The sequence below is a fragment of the Saccharopolyspora sp. 7B genome, assembly GCF_020177435.1.
GTDB lineage: Bacteria > Actinomycetota > Actinomycetes > Mycobacteriales > Pseudonocardiaceae > Saccharopolyspora_C > Saccharopolyspora_C gregorii.
Genome location: NZ_JAIUKC010000068.1, coordinates 15,072 through 35,119 on the forward strand (window position 1 = coordinate 15,072; position 20,048 = coordinate 35,119).

Genomic DNA, 20,048 nt, shown 5'->3' on the forward strand with positions numbered 1-20,048 from the left:
GCCGGGTACCCGGAAGGCCACCCGGGGGCTTTCCCGGAGCGGTGGTGACGGGCTCGTCGCCGAGCCGTTCCGGCCGCGGGGCGCGGTACGAACCGCCTCGTCCCGCTGACACTCACGAGCGCATCCGCGCAGCGCAAAGGTGGAGAGGAATCGATGACCGTCGATCTGGGCATGCCCGCAGCACCCGCCCCGACACTGGGCGAACGGCGCAAGACCCGGCAACTGCAGGTCGGTGCGGTCGGAGTGGGCAGCGACCACCCCATCTCCGTGCAGAGCATGACCACCACCAACACCGCCGACATCAACGGCACGCTGCAGCAGATCGCGGAGCTCACCGCGTCCGGCTGCGACATCGTGCGGGTGGCCTGCCCGAGCGCCGACGACGCGGAAGCCCTGCCCGCGATCGCGCAGAAGTCGAAGATTCCGGTGATCGCCGACATCCACTTCCAGCCGAAGTACGTGTTCGCGGCCATCGAAGCGGGCTGCGCGGCCGTCCGGGTCAACCCGGGCAACATCCGCAAGTTCGACGACCAGGTCAAGGAGATCGCGCAGGCCGCCAAGGACCACGGCACGCCGATCCGGATCGGCGTCAACGCCGGCTCCCTCGACCCGCGGCTGATGAAGAAGTACGGCAAGGCCGTGCCGGAGGCGCTCGCCGAATCGGCCATGTGGGAAGCGGGCCTGTTCGCCGAGCACGACTTCCACGACATCAAGATCTCGGTGAAGCACAACGACCCGGTCGTGATGGTGCGCGCCTACGAGATCCTCGCCGAGCAGTGCGACTACCCGCTGCACCTCGGCGTCACCGAGGCCGGTCCCGCGTTCCAGGGCACGATCAAGTCGGCGGTCGCGTTCGGCTCGCTGCTGCGCCAGGGCATCGGGGACACGATCCGCGTCTCGCTGTCCGCGCCGCCGGTCGAGGAGATCAAGGTCGGCACCCAGATCCTGCAGTCGCTGAACCTGCGCCCGCGCAAGCTGGAGATCGTCTCCTGCCCGTCCTGCGGTCGCGCCCAGGTCGACGTCTACACCCTCGCCGAGGAGGTCACCGCCGGGCTGGAGGGCATGGAGGTGCCGCTGCGCGTCGCCGTCATGGGCTGCGTCGTGAACGGCCCCGGCGAGGCCCGCGAAGCCGACCTCGGCGTCGCCTCCGGCAACGGCAAGGGCCAGATCTTCGTGAAGGGCGAGGTCATCAAGACCGTGCCCGAGGCCAAGATCGTGGAGACGCTGATCGAGGAGGCCATGCGCATCGCCGAGACGATGGAGGGCGCCGAGGAGCAGGGCGAGGGCGCCCCCGTCGTCACCGTCGGCTGACCGCAGGCCCACGGGCCCGCGGCGGGAGCGATCCACCGCGACCGTGGCGGCCTGATGTCCGCGGAGCACTGCAGGCCCGTCGGGAGATCCGGCGGGCCTGGCTCGTTCGTGGGCGGTTCGTCCGGAGTCAGGGGCGGGCTGCTCGGCACGGAGCGTCATCGGTGGCCCCGATGACCGCGCCGTCGCTGCGCCATCCGGGTGATACCCGGAGGGATTGTGCTGGGTACGTCGGGTAGGGGAGCCTGCGAGCGGTCCGGTCTGGCAGTCTTTACCCGTGCTGAAGCTCGTCGGAGCCCGCCTGCTGGAGGATCGGGACGCGCCCCAGGTCCGCACCGCGCTGGGCAGGGACCCGGTCGCGGCCTGCATGGTGGCCTCCCGCGTCGAAGCGGCGGGACTGCGGCCCAGCAGGCTCGGCGCCGAGGTGTGGGGCTACGGCAGCAGGCTCGAAGGGCTCTGCTTCTCCGGCGTCAACCTCATCCCGCTGTCCGGCGGGCCCGACGCGATGCGCGCCTTCGCCGACCGGGTGCTGCGCCGCCGCCGGGTGTGCTCCTCGCTCGTCGGTCCCGCCGAGCAGGTGCTGGCGCTGTGGGACGAGCTCGCCGGCCAGTGGGGGCCCGCGCGGGAGATCCGCGAGGAGCAGCCGCTGCTGGTGCTCACCGGTGCCCCGGCGGTCCGCCCCGACCAGCAGGTGCGCCAGGTCCGGCCGGACGAGCTGGACCGGTACCTGCCCGCCGCGATCGCCATGTTCACCGAGGAGGTCGGCATCGACCCGTCCCGGGACGGCGGTGCCGCCGGGTACCGGGCGCGCGTCGCCGAGCTGATCGCCGCCGGTCGCGCCTTCGCCCGGTTCGAGAACGGCGAAGTCGTGTTCAAGGCGGAGATCGGCGCGATGTCCCAGGCCGCCGGCCAGATCCAAGGGGTGTGGGTGCACCCGGACAAGCGCAGCTCCGGGCTCGGCACCGCGGGCACCGCCGCCGTCGCCGACCGCCTCGTCCGCGGGCTGGGGCGCGCCGCGAGCCTCTACGTCAACGGGTTCAACATCGCCGCCCGGATCGCCTACAACAAGGTCGGTTTCCAGCAGTTAGGCACCTTCAGCACGATCTTGCTCTGAGTCCGGGCGGGACTCCCGGCGCCGCCGCCACCGGCCGGACGCGGGCGCCGATCGCGGGACGACGTTGCCCCATCGGACCCCACGAATTGCGCGAACGGGCCAACCTCGTCCGGGGGAACGGGTGGTGGGTTCGGAGCTGTCATCGTCTTAGGCATACTTCCGGGGGTGCGTTCTTCACGGATCTTCCCCCAGCGGCGCCCGCGGGCGAGGCTGCTCGCCGCGTGCACCGGACTGGCGATGACCCTGCCCGTCTCGGGTTGCGGCCTGTTCGATTCCGGGCCGTCCGCCCAAGAGGTCGCCACGGCGTTCCTGAACACCGTCGCCGCCGGGGACACCGCGGGCGCGGCCGGCCGGACCGACGCCCCGGAGAAGGCCCGGCAGGCCCTGGACGACGCGCGCGGCGAGCTGTCCCCGCGCGCGATCAACTTCAACGTGACCCAGGTCGTCGAGGACGAGGGCGGCGCCCCCGCCCGCGCCACCTTCGACGCGAACTGGGACCTCGGTGACGGTCGCGCCTGGCAGTACCGGGGCGCGCTGGAGCTCAGCGAATCCGACCAGGGCTGGAAGGTGCACTGGGCGCCGTCGGTGCTGCACCCGAAGCTCGCCGACGGCCAGCGGCTCGCGTTCGACGAGCAGCGCCCGGAACCGCAGCCGGTGCTCGACCGCGAAGGCACCGAGCTGATGCGGCCCGAGCAGATCGTCACCGTCACCCTCGACCCGCAGGCCGCGGGCGACCTGCCCGGCGTGGCCGAGCAGCTCGCCGCCGGGTTGCAGCCGGTGGACCCGGAGATCACCCGGCAGACCATCGTCGACGGCGTGAACGCCACCGAAGCCGGCCAGCCGTACGTGGTGGTGTCGCTGCGCCAGGACGATTACGACCGGGTGCGCCCGGCGATCTACGACCTGCCCGGGGTGCGGTTCCCGGCGCAGACGAAGCTGGTCGCCGAGGAGCGCGGGTACGCCGCGCAAGCCCTGTCCGGGGTGTCCGAGCAGGTCGACGAGCAGATCACCGCGAACGCGGGCTGGAACGTGCACACCGCGGACGCGAACGGTGCCCCGATCGAGGTCCTCCAGGAGCAGCCGATCCGGCCGGTGGACCAGGTGCGCACCACGCTCAGCGACCGGACCCAGCGGGCCGCGGAACAGGCCCTGGACCCGGTGCCGCAGGCCGCGATGATCGTCGCGATGCAGCCCTCCACCGGCGACGTGCTGGCGGTCGCGCAGAACGACCCGGCCGACGCCCAGGGCGCCCCGGCGCTGACCGGCCAGTTCCCGCCCGGATCCACCTTCAAGATCATGACCGCGGCGGCGGGCCTGGAGGCGGGCAAGGTGACCGTCGACCAGCCGGTGGAGTGCCCGGCCAGCAAGGTCTTCGACGGCCGCACCATCCCGAACGACAAGGACTTCGACCTGGGCGTCGTGCCGTTGCGCACCGCGTTCGCGAAGTCCTGCAACACCACGTTCGCGCAGCTCGCGGTGGATCTGCCCGCGCAGGCGCTGACCGACATGGCGAAGCGGCTCGGCATCGGCGTCGACTTCGACGTCCCGGGCATCACCACGATCACCGGCCAGGCGCCGCCCGGGGAGAACACCACCGGCCGCGCCGCGAACGGCTTCGGGCAGGGCGCCGTGCTGACCAGCCCGTTCGGGATGGCGTTGGCCTCGGCGACGGTCGCGAACGGGTCGATGCCCATCCCGAAGTTGATCGAGGGCGCCGAGACGAAGGCCGACTCGCAGGTGGCTCCGCTGTCGCCGCAGGTCCTGGACCAGTTGCGGCCGATGATGCGGGAGGTCGTGCTGTCCGGGACGGCCACCGCCGTAGCCGGGGAGGGCGAGGTCGCGGGCAAGACCGGCACCGCGCAGTTCGGCGACGGCACGCATTCGCACGGCTGGTTCGTCGGCTACCGCGACGACCTGGCGTTCGCGGTGCTGCTGGAGGACTCGGGCGAGTCCAAGCCCGCGGTGCAGGTCGCGCAGAGCTTCCTGTCGAACGTGCCCTGACCGGCCGCGCGGCGGACGTCGAGATCATCCGTTCGAGTGAGTCCGCGGTCGATCTTCAGGTGCTACCTTGTAGCGCATGGAGCGGATCGGGGTGCGCGAGCTGCGGCAGAACGCCAGCCGGTACCTGCGCCGGGTGGCGACCGGGGAATCGATCCTGATCACCGATCGCGGACGCACGGTCGCGGTGCTCAACCCGCCGTCGCGCGAGCGCTCGCTCTACGACGAGCTGATCGCCGCCGGGGAGCTCATCCCCGGCGACGGCGGTGAGCTGCCGGAACCGCTCGACGCGGACGGTCCGCTCGGCGACGACCGAGGTGAACGGGAGCGGCATTGATCTACTTCGATTCCTCCGCGCTGGTGAAGCTGATCGCGCCCGAGCCGGAGAGCGTGGCGCTGAGCGAATGGGTGCGGGCCCGCCTGGAGCAGCCCCGCATCACCAGCGCCATCTCCCAGGTGGACGTGCTGCGCACGTTCCGCGAGCAGGGACCGGCCATCGAGGACCTGGCCACGATCGTCCTGTCGAAGCTGGACCGGCTGCCGGTGAAGCAGGACGTGCTGGACGGCGCGGCCGCGCTGCGGTCGCGGGTGAGCCCGCTGGAGGCGATCCACCTCGCCTCCGCCTGCAAGCTCCGCGAGGGCCTGCACGCCTACGTCTCCTACGACGGGGCGCTGCTGGCCGCCGCCGCGGAGGAAGGTCTCGCCACCGCATCGCCGGGGGCTTGACCAGCGGAGATCGTGCCCGGGGCGGGGCGGTCGGGGCCGAGTGGCACGCTCTAGAGTGAAGGGCATGCCCGTACGCGCACCGTTGCAGCCAGGAGTCCAGACGCCCCGCCGGCCGGTGCCGGTGACGATCGAGCGGCCCGAGTACGTCGACAAGCCCGCTCCGCGGCGCAACACCGACCCGGACGTGCAGCCGCCCGAGGTGATCGAGGCGATGCGCGTGGCGGGCAGGCTGGCCGCGCAGGCGCTGGAGCTGGCGGGCAAGACGGTCCAGCCGGGCGTGACCACCGACCGCGTGGACGAGGTGGTGCACGAGTTCTTCGTGGACCACGGGGTGTACCCGTCGACGCTCGGCTACCGCGGTTTCCCGAAGTCCTGCTGCACCTCGCTGAACGAGGTGATCTGCCACGGCATCCCGGACTCGACGGTGATCGAGGACGGCGACATCGTCAACGTCGACGTCACCGGGTTCGTCGGCGGCGTGCACGGCGACACGAACGCGACCTTCATCGCGGGCGAGGCCTCCGAGGAGGTGCGGCTGCTGGTGGAGCGGACCCACGAGGCCACGATGCGCGGCATCAAGGCGGCGAAGCCGGGCCGCCAGCTCAACGTGGTGGGGCGCGTCATCGAGTCCTACGCGAAGCGGTTCGGCTACGGCGTGGTGCGCGACTTCACCGGGCACGGCATCGGGCGTTCGTTCCACTCCGGGCTGGTGGTGCTGCACTACGACGAGCCGTCGGTGCAGACGGTGCTGGAGCCGGGCATGACGTTCACCATCGAGCCGATGATCACGCTCGGCACCCACGAGTACGACCTGTGGGAGGACGGCTGGACGGTGACCACGCAGGACAAGTCGTGGACCGCCCAGTTCGAGCACACCATCTTGATCACCGAGGACGGCAACGAGATCCTCACCCTGCCGTGAGCGGGTTGCTCGTCGCGGGCACGACCTCGGACGCGGGCAAGAGCGTGCTGGTCGCCGGCATCTGCCGGTGGCTGGCGCGGGAGGGCGTTCGGGTGGCGCCGTTCAAGGCGCAGAACATGTCGAACAACTCCGTGGTGTGCCCGGACGGCGGCGAGATCGGCCGCGCGCAGGCGGTGCAGGCCGCGGCGTGCGGGCTGGCGCCGTCGGTGCGGTTCAACCCGGTGCTGCTCAAGCCGGGCGGGGACCGCACCTCGCAGGTCGTGGTGCTGGGCCGGGTCGCCGGGGAGGTCACGGCGCTGTCGTACCGGGAGCGCAAGGCGGCCCTGCTGGAGGTCGTGTCGGCGACGTTGCAGGAGCTGCGCGGCGAGTACGACCAGGTGATCTGCGAGGGCGCCGGGTCGCCCGCGGAGATCAACCTGCGGGCCACCGACATCGCGAACATGGGGTTGGCGCAGGCGGCGGGCTTGCCGGTGCTGGTGGTCGGCGACATCGACCGGGGCGGGGTGTTCGCCGCGCTCTACGGCACCTTGGCGCTGCTGGACGCCGCGGACCAGGCGCTGGTCACCGGCTTCGTGGTCAACAAGTTCCGGGGCGATCCGGCGCTGCTCGAATCCGGGCTGGCGCAGGTGAAGGCGCTGACCGGGCGGCCGGTGCAGGGTGTGCTGCCGTGGTCGGAGGAGCTGTGGCTGGACGCGGAGGACTCGCTGTCCTACGTCGCCGACGGCGTGGTGGGCAGCCCGGCGCCGCCGCGCGGTGACCAGTGGCTGCGGGTGGCGGTGCCGAAGCTGCCGCGCATCTCGAACGCCACCGACATCGAGGCGCTGGCCGCGGAACCGGGCGTGGCGGTGCGGTTCGTGACCGAGCCGTCGCGGCTGACCGACGCGGACCTGGTGGTGCTGCCCGGGTCGAAGGCGACCGTCTCGGACCTGGCGTGGCTGCACCGCACCGGGCTGGCGGACGCGGTGCTCGCGCACGCGCGGGCGGGGCTGCCGGTGTTCGGGATCTGCGGTGGTTTCCAGATGCTGTCGCGGCGGATCACCGACGAGGTGGAGTCCGGCGGCGGCGTCGTGGACGGGCTGGGCCTGCTCGACGTGGAGATCGAGTTCGCGGCGGAGAAGACGCTGCGCACGCCGAGCGGCACCGCCTTCGGCGAACCGGTCACCGGCTACGAGATCCACCACGGCGTCCCGGTGCGGCCGGGCGACGCGCTGATTCCGCTGCTGGAGACCGGGTCCGGCCCGGAGGGCGCGGTGGACGGCGCGGTGGCGGGCACGCACTGGCACGGGCTGTTCGAGAACGACGCGTTCCGCCGCCGGTTCCTCGCGCACGTCGCCGCGCAGGCGGGGCGGGACGGGTTCACCGCCGCGCCGGACGTGTCGTTCGCGGCGCTGCGCGAGGGGCAGCTGGACCTGCTCGGCGATCTGGTGGAGCGGCACCTGGACACCGGTGCGCTGCGGCGGTTGCTGGACCGCGGTGCGCCGTGCGGGTTGCCGGTGATCGGTCCCGCGGCGATGCGTGCCGGGGAGTGACGCGGGTAACGTCGTGAGCATGGCGACTGAATTCTCCGCGGACGAAGCGCAGGCGCGGCTGCAGGAGCTGCTGGACCGCGTGGAATCGGGGGAGGAGATCGTCATCACCCGGTTCGGGGCGCCGTCGGTGGCGCTGCACCGCGCGGGTTCCCGCCGCTCACCGGAGGTGGTGAGCGCGGGCGTGCTCACCGCGGCGTGGCTGGCGCCGATCGCCGGCGGTGCGGTCGCGGACGCCGGGTTCGACGTGGGGACCGACTACTCACCGGGCGAGGTCGGCTTCTCCGGCTGAGCGCTGAGCGAGTCGAGCAGCTCGTCGAGGAAGCCGCCCGCTTCGGTCGCGGCCCGGTGCGCGTCGCCGGAGCGCACCGCGTCGAGCAGCGCGGTGTGCGAGACCTGGGTGACCGAGGCCGGGTCGAAGGTGGTGGCGACGCTGGACTGCACCGCCTCGCTGATCCCCTCGTAGAGCCCGATCAGCAGCACGTTGTGCGAGGCGGCGACGAGCCGCAGGTGGAATCGGGTGTCCTTGTCGACGACCTGTGCCGGGTCCCGCTGCTCCAGCGCCGCGTCGCGGGCCGTCAGCAGCGCGTCCAGTTCGGTGAGGTCCTCGTCGGTGCGGGCGGCGGCGGCGAGCCGGGCGGCCTCGACTTCCAGGGCGCGGCGCACTTCGAGGATGCGGCGCAGTTCGGAGCCGCAGAGGCGGCGCACGGCACCGGAGAGCTCGTTGGTGGCGCGGACGAAGGTCCCGTCGCCTTGGCGCACTTCCAGCAGGCCGGCGTGGGCGAGGGCGCGCACCGCCTCGCGAACCGTGTTGCGGCCGACGCCGAGGGCGGTGACGAGCTCCGATTCGGTGGGGATGCGTTCCCCCAGCGGCCATTCCCCGGAACTCACCAGGGTGCGCATCTGCGCGATGACCTGCTCGACCAGACCCGTGCGCTGGGTGGTGACCAAAGGCACTGAAGGGTCCTTTCATCCAAACATCCTATGTTTGCCATACTAGGCGGCGATGTCTCCTGAGTCGCACACCCAGCCCCCGATCGACCGAGTTCCCGACGACCGTGTGACCGACCAGGATGCCAGGACGGCGGCGCACGCCGTGTCCGGTACCCCGGCCGACGACGCCTCCAGGCCGGCCGCGGCCGAGGCGTTGGTCAACGAAGGCGCCGCCGAGACGATGGCGCCCCGCGGCCGCGCCGTCGCGGGCGGCGGCCTGCTGCTGGCGGGCGTGGCGCTCGCCGCGGCGAACATGCGGCCCGCCGTCACCAGCCTCGCCTCCATCCTCGGCGAGGTTCGCGATTCGCTGGGTGCGGGCAGCACGTGGGCGAGCATCGTGACCTCGGTGCCGACGCTGTGCTTCGGCGTCGCCGGGATCGGTGCCCCGCTGCTCGCCCGCCGGTGGGGGATGAACCGGGTGGTGGGCGCCTCGCTGGCGCTGCTGACCGCCGCGATGATCGCCCGCGTGCTCGGTGGCCCGTGGACGCTGCTGGCGGGCACCGTGCTGGTGTGCGCGTCGATCGCGATGTGCAACGTGCTGATCCCCGTGGTGGTGAAGGAGTCCTTCCCCGGGCGCGTCGGCCTGGCCACCGGGCTCTACACGACGGCGATGGCCGCCGGTGGCGCGTCCGGTTCGGCGCTGACCCCGTACCTGAACTCGGCGACCGGGAGCTGGCGGCTGTCGCTGGCGACGTGGATGGTCGTGGCGCTGGCCGCGCTGTGCCTCTGGGTGCCCGGCACCCGCGGACACGGCTCGAAGGCCGTCGCGGCGCCGAAGGGCGAACGCCGGTCGCTGATGCGCAACCCGCTGGCCTGGCTGATTACGTTCTACTTCGCGATGCAGTCGACCGTCGCCTACGTGGTGATGGGCTGGCTGCCGGAGGTGTTCAAGGGCGCGGGCATGGACGCGACCTCGGCGGGGGCGCTGCTGGGCGTGCTGCTGCTGATCGGCGTGCCGATCAACATGGTGCTGCCGCCGCTGGTGACGCGGACCCGCGGGCAGTCCGGGTGGGCGCTGCTGATGGGCGCGCTGATGTTCGCCGGACTGCTGGGGCTGCTGGTGGCGCCGCTGGCCGCGCCGGTGCTGTGGGCGGTGCTGATCGGGATCGGGATGAGCGCGTTCCCGCTGGCGCTGGTGATGATCTCGCTGCGCACCCGGAACGCCGCCGACACCGGGCAGCTCTCGGCGATGGCGCAGAGCATCGGCTACCTGATCGCCGCCTCGGGCCCGTTCCTGTTCGGGATGCTGCACGACGTGACGGCGGCCTGGGCGGTGTCGCTGGTGGCGTTGCTGATCATCGTGGTGGTGCAGACGGTCGTCGGCATGCTCGCCGGCCGCCCGCGCACGATCTGACCGGGGTCTCTGAACTCGGGTCGCTGAGTGCTCGGGCTGCGTGCTGGGGCGCTGCTCAGCGGTTTCGCCGCTGACAGGAAACGACCGAGGCTCGCCGGCCGGGTTCGAAGGGTGAACTGAGTGAACGGACCGTTCGTCCCATCTCGTTGGACGGACGGTCCGTTCACTCGTGTTGGTGGGAGTGCGCCGTTCAGCGGGCGAGGTCCCGGTGTCAGGAGGGCGGGCGGAGCAGTTCCGCGTTGCTGCGCCCCACGGCTCGGGTGAGCTCGCCGAACGCCGCCTCGCTGAAGCTGAGCGTCAGCCCGTCCTCGCCGCGGCCCCGGAAGTCCAGCTGCACCGAGCGGTCGGTGTCGATCTCGTAAGAGATCCGCACGTGCTCGGACAGGCACACGTAGGTATCGCTCTCGACTGCTCGCTGTTCGCGCATCCGGGTTCCTCCTGGTTTGCGGTGTATCGGTACAGTTCACGGAAGATCTTCATGTAAGCCGCATAGTTAGGCTTGCCGGATAAATAGAACACAGGTTGTGGTCTATTGTCGGTCCCCTGATCAGGTAGCCAATGGATCAGCCGGAGGAGATTTCGTGCCCACAGGCCGCCAAACGGTCGAGCGCCGCCAGCTGGGGCTGACGCTCCGCCGACTCCGACGTGAAGCAGGGCTGTCCCAGCAAGAGGCGGCTCGCGCGATCAACCGGCACTACACCCGGATCAGCCACCTCGAATCGGCGAAGGCCTCGCTGAGCATCGATGAGCTCGGGTTGCTGCTCGACCGCTACGGAGTGTCCGACGCCGACCGGGAAACCGTGCTCGCGTTGGGCGCGGTGGCCCGGAAGCGGCAGCGCGGGAAGGGCTACACCGACCAGCTGCCCAAGTCGTTCGAGCGGCTGGCCGACCTGCAAGCCGATGCCGCCGCGATCGGCTTCTACGACACCGGGATCGTTCCGGGGCTCGCGCAGTCGCAGGACTACATCGTCGCGCTGATGCGCGCGGCCGATGGGATCTGGTGGGAGGCGTCGGAGGACGAGATCGAGCGCAGAGTCGCATTCCGGCTTCAGCAGCAGCGACGCGTGCTGGAGGCGGAGGAGCCGAAGCAGATCGACTTCGTGCTGACCGAATCGGCGCTGGAGGAAGTGGTCGGGAGCCCGGAGATCATGCGTGGCCAGCTCCTCCACCTTCTCCAGCTAGGTGAACGTCCGTCGGTGAGCGTTCGAGTGCTGAGTCGGGCCGCTACCTCCAAGCCCCTCCTTGGAGGCGGTCTCATCACATTGGACTTCGCAGGGAACGCACCTCGCATGACCTGCACCACTTCCCACGGCCCCTGTACTTACCACGATCAAGAATTGGAAACTGCTCCCATGCTCCGGGCTTGGGAGAGCGTTCGCGAGCTCGCCCTGGACTCGGAGTCGGCTCGTGCCTTGCTCATCGAGAAGCTGAAGGAGCTGAAGTGAGGGCCTACGACAGCGGATGGTTCACAAGCAGCCGCAGTGCGGCCTCTTCCAACGCCTGCGTCGAGGTGAGGTTGACCGATCGGGCGGTGTCGGTGCGGGATTCCAAGGACCCCGACGGCGGAGACTTCACAGTCGACCACCGGGCCTGGTCGGCGTTCCTCCGGTACCTCACCGCGCCCGACGTCACCGGGTGAACGGTCCGTTGGTCCAACGGGCGTGGACTGGTCAAACGGCCTGCGAGGGCAGGGCGTCGACGGGATCGTGGTGGATGATCGAGGTGCGGTGGGTTACTCGTGAGGGGGCTGTATGACGCGCTATGACACCGGGTGGTTCAAGAGCAGCTGCAGCGCGGGCTCGTCCAATGGTTGCGTCGAGGTCCGCCTGACGGATCGTGCGGTGTCGGTGCGGGATTCCAAGGACCCGGACGGTGGCGAGTTGTCGGTGCGCCACGACGCCTGGGCGGCGTTCCTGGCGACGCTGAGCTAGCGGAAACCGGCGCTCGCCGCTCAGGTTCGCGGCGGCAGGCGGTGGAGTTCGACGCCCGCCAGGACCCCGTCGGTGAGCTCCGCCGTCTGGTAGGTGCAGTGCGGCTGGCGGCGGCGGTCGGTGGGGGAGCCGGGGTTGAGCAGCCGCATCCCGTTCGGCGTCGTCGAATCCCACGGGATGTGGCTGTGGCCGAACACCAGCACGTCGGTGTCCGGGAAATCCCGGTCGCAGCGGCGTTCCCGGCCCTGCGCCGCACCCGTCTCGTGGATCATCGCGAAGCGCACGCCGTCCAACTCGACCCGCGCCACCTCCGGCAACCGGCGCCGCAGCTCCGCGCCGTCGTTGTTGCCGAAGACGCCGACGAGCCGCGCGCTGCGGGACTCCAGCTCGTCCAGCAGCGGCGGCTCCACCCAGTCCCCGGCGTGGAAGACGACGTCGGCGCGCGCCACCTCCTGCCACACCTGCTCGGGCAGCGCCTTCGCGCGCTTCGGCAGGTGGGTGTCGGCGATCAGCAGCAGGCGCACGGTCACTCCGCCTGCAGTTCCAGGCCCAGCAGGGCGTTCTCGATGAGCTCCGGCATCGCCGGGTGGATCCAGTACTGGCCGCGGGCCATCGTGCGCGCGTCCAGGCCGAACTGCATCGCCTGGATCAGCGGCTGGAGCAGCGTCGGCGCCTGCGGGCCGATGACGTGCGCGCCGAGGATCGTGCCGTCCGACGGATCGGCCAGCAGCTTCAGGAAACCGGTGGAGTCCTCCATCGCCCAGCCGTAGGCGATGTCGCCGTAGGCCTGGATCTTCGTGACGTAGTCGATGCCGCGCTCCCGGGCCTCCTGCTCGGTCAGCCCGACCGCCGCGATCTGCGGGGAGGAGAACACCGCGTGCGGCACGTAGGTGTGGTCCGAGTCGATCAGCTCGTCCGGGTGCAGGAGGTTGTGCTGCACCACCCGCATCTCGTGGTTCGCGACGTGCTTGAGCTCGTGGTCCGAGCTGATGTCGCCCAGCGCCCACACGCCGTCCACCGAGGTCCGCTGCTCGGCGTCCACCTGGACCTTGCCGTCCTCGCGGACCTTCAAGCCGCCGGCCGCCGCGTCGATCAGGTCCGAGTTCGGGGTGCGGCCGATCGCGACCAGCAGTTGCTCCGCCTCCACGACCTCCGGGCCGTCGGGACCGTCCAGGTGCAGCCGCACCACGTCGCCGTCCTGCTCCACCGACGTCTGCTTCCGGTTCAGCCGCACGTCCCAGCGGGCCTGGGCGAGCTCGGTGAACCGCTGCGCCACGTCCTCGTCCTCGGCGCGCAGCAGCGCACCGGACCGGGCCACCACCGTCACCTCGACGCCCAGCGCCGAGAACACGTGCGCGAACTCGGCGCCGACGAACCCGCTGCCCAGGATGATCATGCGTCGGGGCAGTTCGTCCAGCCGCATCACGCTGTCGCTGGTCTGGAAGTCGACCCGCTCGATGCCCGGCAGCTCCGGCAGCGTCGGGCGCCCGCCCGCGGCCACCACGAACCGGTCCGCGGTGATCGTCTCCGGGCCGTCCGCGGTCGCCACGGTGAGCTCCTTCACGCCGGTGAAGCGCGCCTCGCCCTGGAACAGCGTCACGTTGGAGCCGCCCTCGGCCCGGTAGCGGCGGCCGCCGTCGGAGATCGCGTCGATGCGGCCGAAGATCCGGTCCCGGATCTCGCGCCAGCGCACGTCCCGCAGCTCCAGGTCCACGCCCAGCTTCGCGCCCACCCCCGGGCTCGACGCCGTGTCCGCGGTGTGCACGAACATCTTCGTCGGGATGCAGCCCACGTTCAGGCAGGTGCCGCCGTAGTTGCCGGTGCTGCCGACGCCCTTCTCCACGATGGCGACGTTCCAGTCGTCGAACCGCTCGTCGAGGATCGAGTTGCCGGAGCCGCTGCCGATGATGATCAGGTCGAAGTGAGGCATGTCCATCCCGTGCTCGTCGTGGGCGCGCGGTGCGCTCGGCGCACCTCGACGTACAACCGCGCGGGGCGCCCGCTGATTCCAGCAGCCTGCCACGGACCACGAGCCGAGCCCCGCCGAGCCCCGCCGAGCCGAGCCGGGCGGAACGGGCGGAACGGACGGTCCGGACCCTTGTTTAACTACCACGTAGGTTTACCCCGGATCTCCTGCTCTGGTCTGTCGACCCCGCCCGACCAAGATCACTAACTTGGTCCTCGCATCGCTGTGCGCAATGCCGGAACGGGTGCGGCCGCGCAGCGATCACGGGGAGGCACGAGAGGCAGGGATGACCACCAGGGGGTGTCATCCCTGCTTTTCTCGGGTGTGGTGCGGGTTGTTCTGCTCGGTGGCGCCAGTGGCGGAACCTCAGCTGCTTCCTCGCTGCGGGATCGTTTTCACCGGTGGCTCCGCCACAGGAGAAAACGCTGTCCTCGCGAGGAAGCAGCTGAGAACCCGCGGGTGGTCCGGTTGTGTGCGTGGTCGCTGCTCAGCGGCTTCGCCGCTGACAGGAGGACGACGAGACCGCTCGGGAACGCAGCAGGGCCCGCGACCTCCTGGTCACGGGCCCCGTTCGCTGCTTCCGTCAGCCGTTCAGGCCTCGTTCGATCGAGGCGATGATGCGGGGGCGCAGCTGGGCGACGCTGACGATCTCGTCGACCGAACCGACCTCCACCGCGCGCTGGATGCTGTGCACCCGGTCGAACTCCGCGGCGACCTCGCCGAGCTTCTCCGCCCGCACCGAGGACTGCACCTCCGCCAGCTGCGCGTGCAGCGCCGCCCGCTCCGCGCCCGTCGCCTCACCGGCGCTCGCCTGCAGCGCGGTGACCCGCGGATCGGTCGCCGTGCGGTTGTTCACCTCACCGGAGAACACCACCGCCGCGGCCGGAGCACCGCCCAGCACCGATGCGAACGAGCCCTCCAGCGCCAGCACCGTCATGTTCGGGTTCAACGCCTTCGAGAACACCACGAACGCGCCGCCGTGGTACCGCGAGATCACGCAGAACACGATCGGGCCCTCGAAGTTCACGATCGCCCGGCCGATCTCCGCGCCGTACTCCAGCTGCAGCTTCCGCATCGACTCCGGCGAACCGTCGAACCCGGACAGGTTCGCCAGCACCACCAGCGGCCGGTTCCCCGACGCCGCGTTGATCGCCCGCGCCGCCTTCTTCGACGACCGCGGGAACAACGTGCCCGCCGTGTAGGTGTCCGGGCCGTCGGTGGGGGGGAACCCGCGGCGCTGCACCGACCGGGACTCGATGCCCAGCAGGCACACCGGGTGCCCGCCCAGGTGCACGTCCTGCACCGCCGCCGTGTCCGCGTCCGCCATGCCCGCCCAGCGCTCCAGCACCGGGTGGTCCTGGTCGGACAGCGCGCGCATCACCGTGCGGATGTCGAAGGGCTTCTTGCGGTCCGGGTTGTGCTCGGCCGAGAAGATCTCGCCGACCGTGCCGAAGTCGCCGCCGAACTCGTGCGGGTAGGGCGAGACGTCCCGGTCCGCCGGGTCGGTCGTCGCGGCCGCGCGCGGGGCCGACTCGCCCGGCACCACGTAGGTGTGGTCGTAGTGCGCCATCAGCACGTCCCGCGCCGCGGGCAGGTTCGGCGCCCAGTACTGCGCCTGGCCGTTCGGCCCCATCACCCGGTCGTAGCCGCCGATGCCGAAGTTGTCCTCCGCCGACACGCCGCCGGAGAAGTCCAGCGACTGCTTGCCGGTGAGCACCATCGCCGAGTCCGGCGTCATCACCAGGATCCCCTTGGTGTGCATCAGCATCGTCGCCTCGGCGTTCCAGTACGGCTGCGCGCCGACCGTGATGCCCGCGACCACGATGTTGATCTCGCCGCCGTCCTGGGTGAACCGCACGATCCGCTTCAGCGCGGCCGCCACCCAGTCCATGTTCTCGGTCCCCGAGGACATCGAGATCCGGGCGCCCGCCGACAGCGCGAACCACTCCAGCGGCAGCCGCAGCCGCTCCGCCAGGTCCAGCGCCGCGATCACCCGCGCGCACTCCGGTTCGGACAGCGCGCCCAGCGCCTTCGTCGGATCGCCCAGCAGCACCACGCGCCGCACGCCCTCCGGGTGACGCTCGGTCGGGGTGGAGACCACGCCCGCCACGATCGCCGCCGAGTTCTTCCCGCGCGGCCGGTCCACCGGCACCAGCACGCCGTCCTCGTCCAGGTCGTGCTCGACGAAACCGCCCGCGTCCCCGGCCAGCATCCCGGTCAGCTCGTACGGGTAGGTGGTGCCGCGGCGCGCCGCGCGCAGCACCTTCTGCCGGTAGTCGTCCAGCGGCAGCACCGGCTCCGCCGACGGCTCCTCGATGTGCAGCCGCGGTTCGCGGCCACCGGCCAGGTCGATCCGCACCGCCATGTCGGTGAGCTCGCCGTTCTCCCCGCGCTGGCGGGACAGGAACACGACCTCCTCCAGCCCGGCGCCGGCCGTCGTCGGCAGGATCCGCTGCACCAGGGTGTTCAGCTCGTCCGAGGTGAACTCCGTCGGCGGCCACACGTACATCAGGATCCGGTTGGTGTCGAAGCGCTTCTTCGCCGGGCGCTGCGCCTGCACCGTGCGGATCGCGTCCATGCACCCGGCGAGGATGTCCTCCACCGCGGGCAGCGCCACCAGCCGGCCCTCCGCGTCGCGCAGCGGGGTCAGGTCCCGCACCTGCGCCATCGCGACCAGCCGCTCGTCGGACGGGTTCTCCCGCGCGACGCACTTGAACAGGTAGACCTCCTCGTCCGCCGACGGCAGCCGGGTCAGGTCGAACTCGCGCAGCCGCTCCAGCTGCATCCGCTGCGCGATCAGCGGGTGCAGGCCGCGGATCAGCCGGTCCTCGGCGAACCCGGCGTGCTCGTCGCGGCGGAACGTGAAGTGGTGGTGCATGACGGCACCGCCGGTGCCCGCGACCGTGGTGGTGATGCGGCCGACCTCGGCGGGAAGCGGCTGCGCCGCCAACACCTCGCCGAGCCGGGCCGCCACCGCGTCCGCGTCCGGCTGCCCCTCCCACTTCACGTACAGGTCGGCGACCACGTCCGCACCGTCCGGGCGGTCCACGGCCAGCTCGCCGACCGCGCGCACCGCCTCCGGCAGCTCGCCGAAGTCGACGGCCGTGGTGACCAGCCGGGTCACGCCCTGCGCACCGGTGTGCTCGGCGGTGACGAACCGGCAGCCCGCGGCCTCCCGCGACGTGACGCCGGAGAGCCCGCGGTTGCCGTAGTAGCGGCGGGTCAGCACCTCCAGCAGCGGGGTGTGGTCGTGCCCGCCGCGGCCCATGCGCTGCCCGAGCAGCCGCACCAGCGGCTCGGCGCTGGCGACCATCTTCGCGATCCGCTCCGCGCGGTCCGCGGCGTCCGGGTGCTCGTCGAGGTGGCGCAGCTCGGCGCGCACCCCGGCGTACACCTCGGCGCGGGTGCGGCGCAGCAGCGGCTGCGCGAACCAGCGGAACACCACGCCGCGCGCCAGGTCCGACACCGCGGGGAAGCGCACCTGGGTGGCCTTGATGACGTGCTCCAGCGCCAGCCCGGCGCGCTCCCGCAGCTCCTTCGCGGGCGGCGGCTCGGCGATCCAGCGCCGCAGCAACGCCGAGATGATCTTGACGTCGGAGGCGGCGCGCTGCTGCGCCAGGAAGATCCGGAACACCGCCGACTCCAGCTCCGGCGTCCGCTCCAGGTCCGTCACGTCGTAGTGCGCCAGCACCCGGCGCAGCCGCTCCTCGAAGCCGCTGCTGACCCCGGCGCGCTCGACGTCCAGGCTCTGCAGGTAGCTGTGGAAGTACTCGCGCGGGCTGTGCACCGGACCCGGCTCGTCGTCCACGTCCCCGGCCGGCTTGTTCCGGCTCAGCTCCGAGAGGTCCGCGAACACGCCCAGCAGCTCGACCTCGCCCTCGGTCACCCCGGGCGCCGCGTCCGGCTCGGTGCGCGCCGCCAGGTAGCCGCTGAGCACCCGCTCGCCGTCCTGCGGATCCACGTCGAAGCCGAGCAGCAGGCCGCGCAGGTCCCGCAATCCGGCGGCGGCGCGCTGCGCGGCCGACACGCTCGTCGGCTCCGCGGGCAGCTCCACGTCCACCGCCGCGGACTCGTCGGCCTCCTCGGCCGCGTCGTCGTCGGCCAGCGGCTCCAGCCGCATCAGCGGCGCGCCCGTCTCGACCTGGCTGCCGGTGGACACCGGCAGCTCCCGCACCCGCGCCCGGAACGAGGCGCGCAGCACGGTCTCCATCTTCATGCTCTCCAGCACCAGGATCGGCGCGCCCGCCTCGACCTCGTCGCCGACGGCCAGCGGAGTCGCCACCACCAGCGCGGGCGCGGGGGAGCGGACCACGCCGCCCTCGTCCCGGGTGATCCGGTGCGCGACCCCGTCCACCTCCACCAGGTGGATCGGGCCGTGCGTGCCGGTGACCAGGCGGAACCGGTGGCCGTTCACGGTGATCCGGCCGCTGTGCTCGTCGAAGCGGTCGATCTCCACGTCCGCCGGGTGCACCGGGCCGCCACCGGAGATCGCGACGCGGAACCGCTTGTGCCCGACCCGGGCGACGCCCACCTGGTAGCCGACGCCGCGCAGCTTCAGGTCCAGCGGGCGACCCGTCTCGTGCTGCACCTGCGGCCTGCCGCCGAACGCGGTGGACAGCAGCCGCTGCCGCGCCGCCTCCTCCTCGTCCTGGTAGGCCTCGATGGCCGCCGCCGCCAGCGCGATCGCCGAATGCCGGTGCAGCACCAGCCGGCCGTCCTCGCGCACCCGGTCGATCCAGCCGGTGTCGGCGCTGCCGTCGATCACCTCCGGCTGGTCCAGCAGGTCCAGCACGAAGCTCTTGTTCGTCGCCCCGCCGTCGATGATCACCGTGGTCTCGGCCATCGCGCGGCGCAGCCGGGCCAGCGCCTCGTCCCGGTCCCGCCCGAACGCGATGATCTTCGCGATCATCGAGTCGAAGTCCGCGGGGATCGTGTCGCCCTCCGACACCCCGGTGTCCACCCGGATGCCCGGGCCGGCGGGCAGCAGCAGGCGCGCGATGCGCCCGGGGGAGGGGGCGAAATCGCGGTCCGGGTCCTCGGCGTTGAGCCGCGCCTCCACCGCGTGCCCGCTCTCCGAGGCGCACAGCCCGTCCAGCGAGCCGCCCGCGGCCACGTGCAGCTGCAGCTTCACCAGGTCGGTGCCGGTGGTGATCTCGGTGATCGGGTGCTCCACCTGCAGGCGGGTGTTGACCTCCAGGAACGCGAACAGCTCCTCGCCCGGGTGGTACAGGAACTCCACGGTGCCCGCGCCGCGGTAGTCCACCGCCAGCGCCAGCCGCTCCGCCGAGGCCTTCAGCTCCGCGGTCTGCTCCGGGGAGAGCACCGGCGAGGCCGACTCCTCGATGATCTTCTGGTTGCGCCGCTGCACCGAGCAGTCCCGCACGCCCAGCGCCACCGCGGTGCCCTGGCCGTCCGCGATGACCTGCACCTCCACGTGGCGGGCGCCGGTCACCAGGCGCTCCAGGAACACCACGCCGGAACCGAAGGAGCGCAGCGCCTCCTGGCTGGTGCGCTCGTAGGCGTCCGCCAGGTCCGCCGCCGAGGTCACCTTGCGGATGCCGCGACCGCCGCCGCCCGCGGTCGCCTTCAGCATCAGCGGGTAGCCGATCCGCTCACCCGCGGCCAGCGCCTCCGCCGCGGACGCCACCTCGCCGCGGGACCACGGCGCCACCGGCACGCCGACCTCCTCGGCCAGCAGCTTCGCGCCGATCTTGTCGCCGAGCCTGCGCATCGCCTCCGCGCTCGGGCCGATGAACGTCACGCCGATCCGCTCGCAGACCTCCGCGAACGCCGGGTCCTCGGCGACGAATCCCCAGCCCACCCAGGCCGCGTCCGCGCCGGTCTCCAGCAGCGCCCGCTCCAGCACCGCGTGGTCCAAGTAGGGCCGGGCCGAAGCCGGGCCCAGCGAGTAGGCCACATCGGCCTCCCGCACGAACGTCGCGGTCCGGTCGGCGTCGGTGTAGAGCGCGACCGTCTCCACCCGCTTGCCGGTCTCCGCGGACAGATCCCGCACGGCGTGGATGAGCCGCATCGCAGCCTCTCCACGGTTGACGATGGCGACACGACTGAACACCGGATGAGCCTCCTGATTGCCACGCACAACAGGCGACGTCCCGTCCCCGGAGCGTCGCCTGCACCTGCCCTACACACTGCTCCGTCACACGCGGGTGTACCAATGTCCGCACCGGCGCATGCCGGAGCCGAGACTTT

At 71.7% G+C, this 20,048-nt stretch carries 17 protein-coding genes; 12 read left to right on the forward strand and 5 right to left on the reverse strand.

The window, feature by feature from the left end; genetic code table 11:
* The first annotated feature begins 153 nt into the window (after positions 1-153).
* The 8 genes from ispG (at position 154) to LCD33_RS12655 (ending at position 7,886) form a co-directional block, all read left to right on the forward strand.
* Entirely contained in the window at positions 154-1,311 is a 1,158-nt protein-coding gene (gene ispG, locus LCD33_RS12620) for a flavodoxin-dependent (E)-4-hydroxy-3-methylbut-2-enyl-diphosphate synthase (RefSeq protein ID WP_224956835.1), read from the forward strand.
* A gap of 274 nt (positions 1,312-1,585) precedes the next feature.
* A complete protein-coding gene (locus tag LCD33_RS12625; protein ID WP_224956834.1) occupies positions 1,586-2,422 on the forward strand; it encodes a DUF4081 domain-containing GNAT family N-acetyltransferase in 837 nt (278 codons plus the stop codon).
* A 165-nt stretch (positions 2,423-2,587) separates the two neighbouring features.
* On the forward strand, positions 2,588-4,423 hold the full coding sequence (locus LCD33_RS12630) for a penicillin-binding transpeptidase domain-containing protein (RefSeq protein WP_308011270.1): 1,836 nt from the start codon (positions 2,588-2,590) through the stop codon (positions 4,421-4,423).
* A 76-nt stretch (positions 4,424-4,499) separates the two neighbouring features.
* Positions 4,500-4,757, forward strand: coding sequence for a type II toxin-antitoxin system Phd/YefM family antitoxin (locus LCD33_RS12635; RefSeq protein ID WP_224956833.1), 258 nt, complete (start codon positions 4,500-4,502; stop codon positions 4,755-4,757).
* Positions 4,754-5,146, forward strand: coding sequence for a PIN domain-containing protein (locus LCD33_RS12640; protein WP_224956832.1), 393 nt, complete (start codon positions 4,754-4,756; stop codon positions 5,144-5,146). Before LCD33_RS12635 ends, LCD33_RS12640 begins: the two co-directional genes overlap by 4 nt.
* Before the next feature lie 64 nt (positions 5,147-5,210).
* Positions 5,211-6,068 carry a type I methionyl aminopeptidase gene (gene map / locus LCD33_RS12645; RefSeq protein ID WP_224956831.1) on the forward strand — a complete coding sequence of 286 codons (858 nt, stop codon included), beginning with the start codon at positions 5,211-5,213 and terminating at the stop codon, positions 6,066-6,068.
* Positions 6,065-7,597 (forward strand): cobyric acid synthase, encoded by a 1,533-nt coding sequence (locus tag LCD33_RS12650; RefSeq protein ID WP_224966996.1) that lies wholly within the window; start codon positions 6,065-6,067, stop codon positions 7,595-7,597. The genes map and LCD33_RS12650 overlap by 4 nt, the downstream gene beginning before the upstream one ends.
* 19 nt (positions 7,598-7,616) lie before the next feature.
* Complete coding sequence (locus tag LCD33_RS12655) at positions 7,617-7,886, forward strand: type II toxin-antitoxin system Phd/YefM family antitoxin (RefSeq protein WP_224956829.1); 270 nt, start codon at positions 7,617-7,619, stop codon at positions 7,884-7,886.
* On the opposite strand, the gene LCD33_RS12660 is transcribed toward LCD33_RS12655, so the two are convergent.
* Positions 7,853-8,551 carry a FadR/GntR family transcriptional regulator gene (locus tag LCD33_RS12660; RefSeq protein WP_224966995.1) on the reverse strand — a complete coding sequence of 233 codons (699 nt, stop codon included), beginning with the start codon at positions 8,549-8,551 and terminating at the stop codon, positions 7,853-7,855. The genes LCD33_RS12655 and LCD33_RS12660 overlap by 34 nt on opposite strands.
* A gap of 103 nt (positions 8,552-8,654) precedes the next feature.
* Between LCD33_RS12660 and LCD33_RS12665 the strand changes: the two genes are divergently transcribed.
* Positions 8,655-9,941 (forward strand): MFS transporter, encoded by a 1,287-nt coding sequence (locus LCD33_RS12665; RefSeq protein ID WP_224966994.1) that lies wholly within the window; start codon positions 8,655-8,657, stop codon positions 9,939-9,941.
* Between the two features lie 211 nt (positions 9,942-10,152).
* On the opposite strand, the gene LCD33_RS12670 is transcribed toward LCD33_RS12665, so the two are convergent.
* A complete protein-coding gene (locus LCD33_RS12670; RefSeq protein ID WP_224956826.1) occupies positions 10,153-10,368 on the reverse strand; it encodes a hypothetical protein in 216 nt (71 codons plus the stop codon).
* 154 nt (positions 10,369-10,522) lie between these two features.
* On the opposite strand from LCD33_RS12670, the gene LCD33_RS12675 reads away from it, so the two are divergent.
* The 3 genes from LCD33_RS12675 (at position 10,523) to LCD33_RS12685 (ending at position 11,872) form a co-directional block, all read left to right on the forward strand.
* Positions 10,523-11,386, forward strand: a complete 864-nt coding sequence (locus LCD33_RS12675) for a helix-turn-helix transcriptional regulator (RefSeq protein WP_224956825.1) — start codon at positions 10,523-10,525, stop codon at positions 11,384-11,386.
* On the forward strand, positions 11,383-11,580 hold the full coding sequence (locus LCD33_RS12680; RefSeq protein WP_224956824.1) for a DUF397 domain-containing protein: 198 nt from the start codon (positions 11,383-11,385) through the stop codon (positions 11,578-11,580). The genes LCD33_RS12675 and LCD33_RS12680 overlap by 4 nt, the downstream gene beginning before the upstream one ends.
* 112 nt (positions 11,581-11,692) lie before the next feature.
* Entirely contained in the window at positions 11,693-11,872 is a 180-nt protein-coding gene (locus LCD33_RS12685) for a DUF397 domain-containing protein (RefSeq protein ID WP_224956823.1), read from the forward strand.
* A 20-nt stretch (positions 11,873-11,892) separates the two neighbouring features.
* Here the strand turns inward: LCD33_RS12685 and LCD33_RS12690 are convergent, their stop codons facing one another.
* The 3 genes from LCD33_RS12690 to LCD33_RS12700 all read right to left on the reverse strand — a co-directional run bounded on the left by LCD33_RS12690 (position 11,893) and on the right by LCD33_RS12700 (position 19,911).
* Positions 11,893-12,396, reverse strand: a complete 504-nt coding sequence (locus LCD33_RS12690; RefSeq protein ID WP_224977877.1) for a metallophosphoesterase — start codon at positions 12,394-12,396, stop codon at positions 11,893-11,895.
* A gap of 2 nt (positions 12,397-12,398) precedes the next feature.
* A complete protein-coding gene (locus LCD33_RS12695) occupies positions 12,399-13,802 on the reverse strand; it encodes a mycothione reductase (RefSeq protein WP_224977886.1) in 1,404 nt (467 codons plus the stop codon).
* 619 nt (positions 13,803-14,421) lie between these two features.
* Positions 14,422-19,911 (reverse strand): biotin carboxylase N-terminal domain-containing protein, encoded by a 5,490-nt coding sequence (locus tag LCD33_RS12700; RefSeq protein ID WP_224977878.1) that lies wholly within the window; start codon positions 19,909-19,911, stop codon positions 14,422-14,424.
* Between the last annotated feature and the right edge of the window lie 137 nt (positions 19,912-20,048).

Excerpts from the sequence above, each read along its gene's own strand:
- ispG (WP_224956835.1), top strand. The coding sequence starts at position 154 with ATGACCGTCGATCTGGGCATGCCCGCAGCACCCGCCCCGACACTGGGC.
- LCD33_RS12695 (WP_224977886.1), bottom strand. The coding sequence starts at position 13,802 with ATGCCTCACTTCGACCTGATCATCATCGGCAGCGGCTCCGGCAACTCG.
- LCD33_RS12655 (WP_224956829.1), top strand. The coding sequence starts at position 7,617 with ATGGCGACTGAATTCTCCGCGGACGAAGCGCAGGCGCGGCTGCAGGAG.
- LCD33_RS12670 (WP_224956826.1), bottom strand. The coding sequence starts at position 10,368 with ATGCGCGAACAGCGAGCAGTCGAGAGCGATACCTACGTGTGCCTGTCC.
- LCD33_RS12635 (WP_224956833.1), top strand. The coding sequence starts at position 4,500 with ATGGAGCGGATCGGGGTGCGCGAGCTGCGGCAGAACGCCAGCCGGTAC.
- map (WP_224956831.1), top strand. The coding sequence starts at position 5,211 with ATGCCCGTACGCGCACCGTTGCAGCCAGGAGTCCAGACGCCCCGCCGG.
- LCD33_RS12685 (WP_224956823.1), top strand. The coding sequence starts at position 11,693 with ATGACGCGCTATGACACCGGGTGGTTCAAGAGCAGCTGCAGCGCGGGC.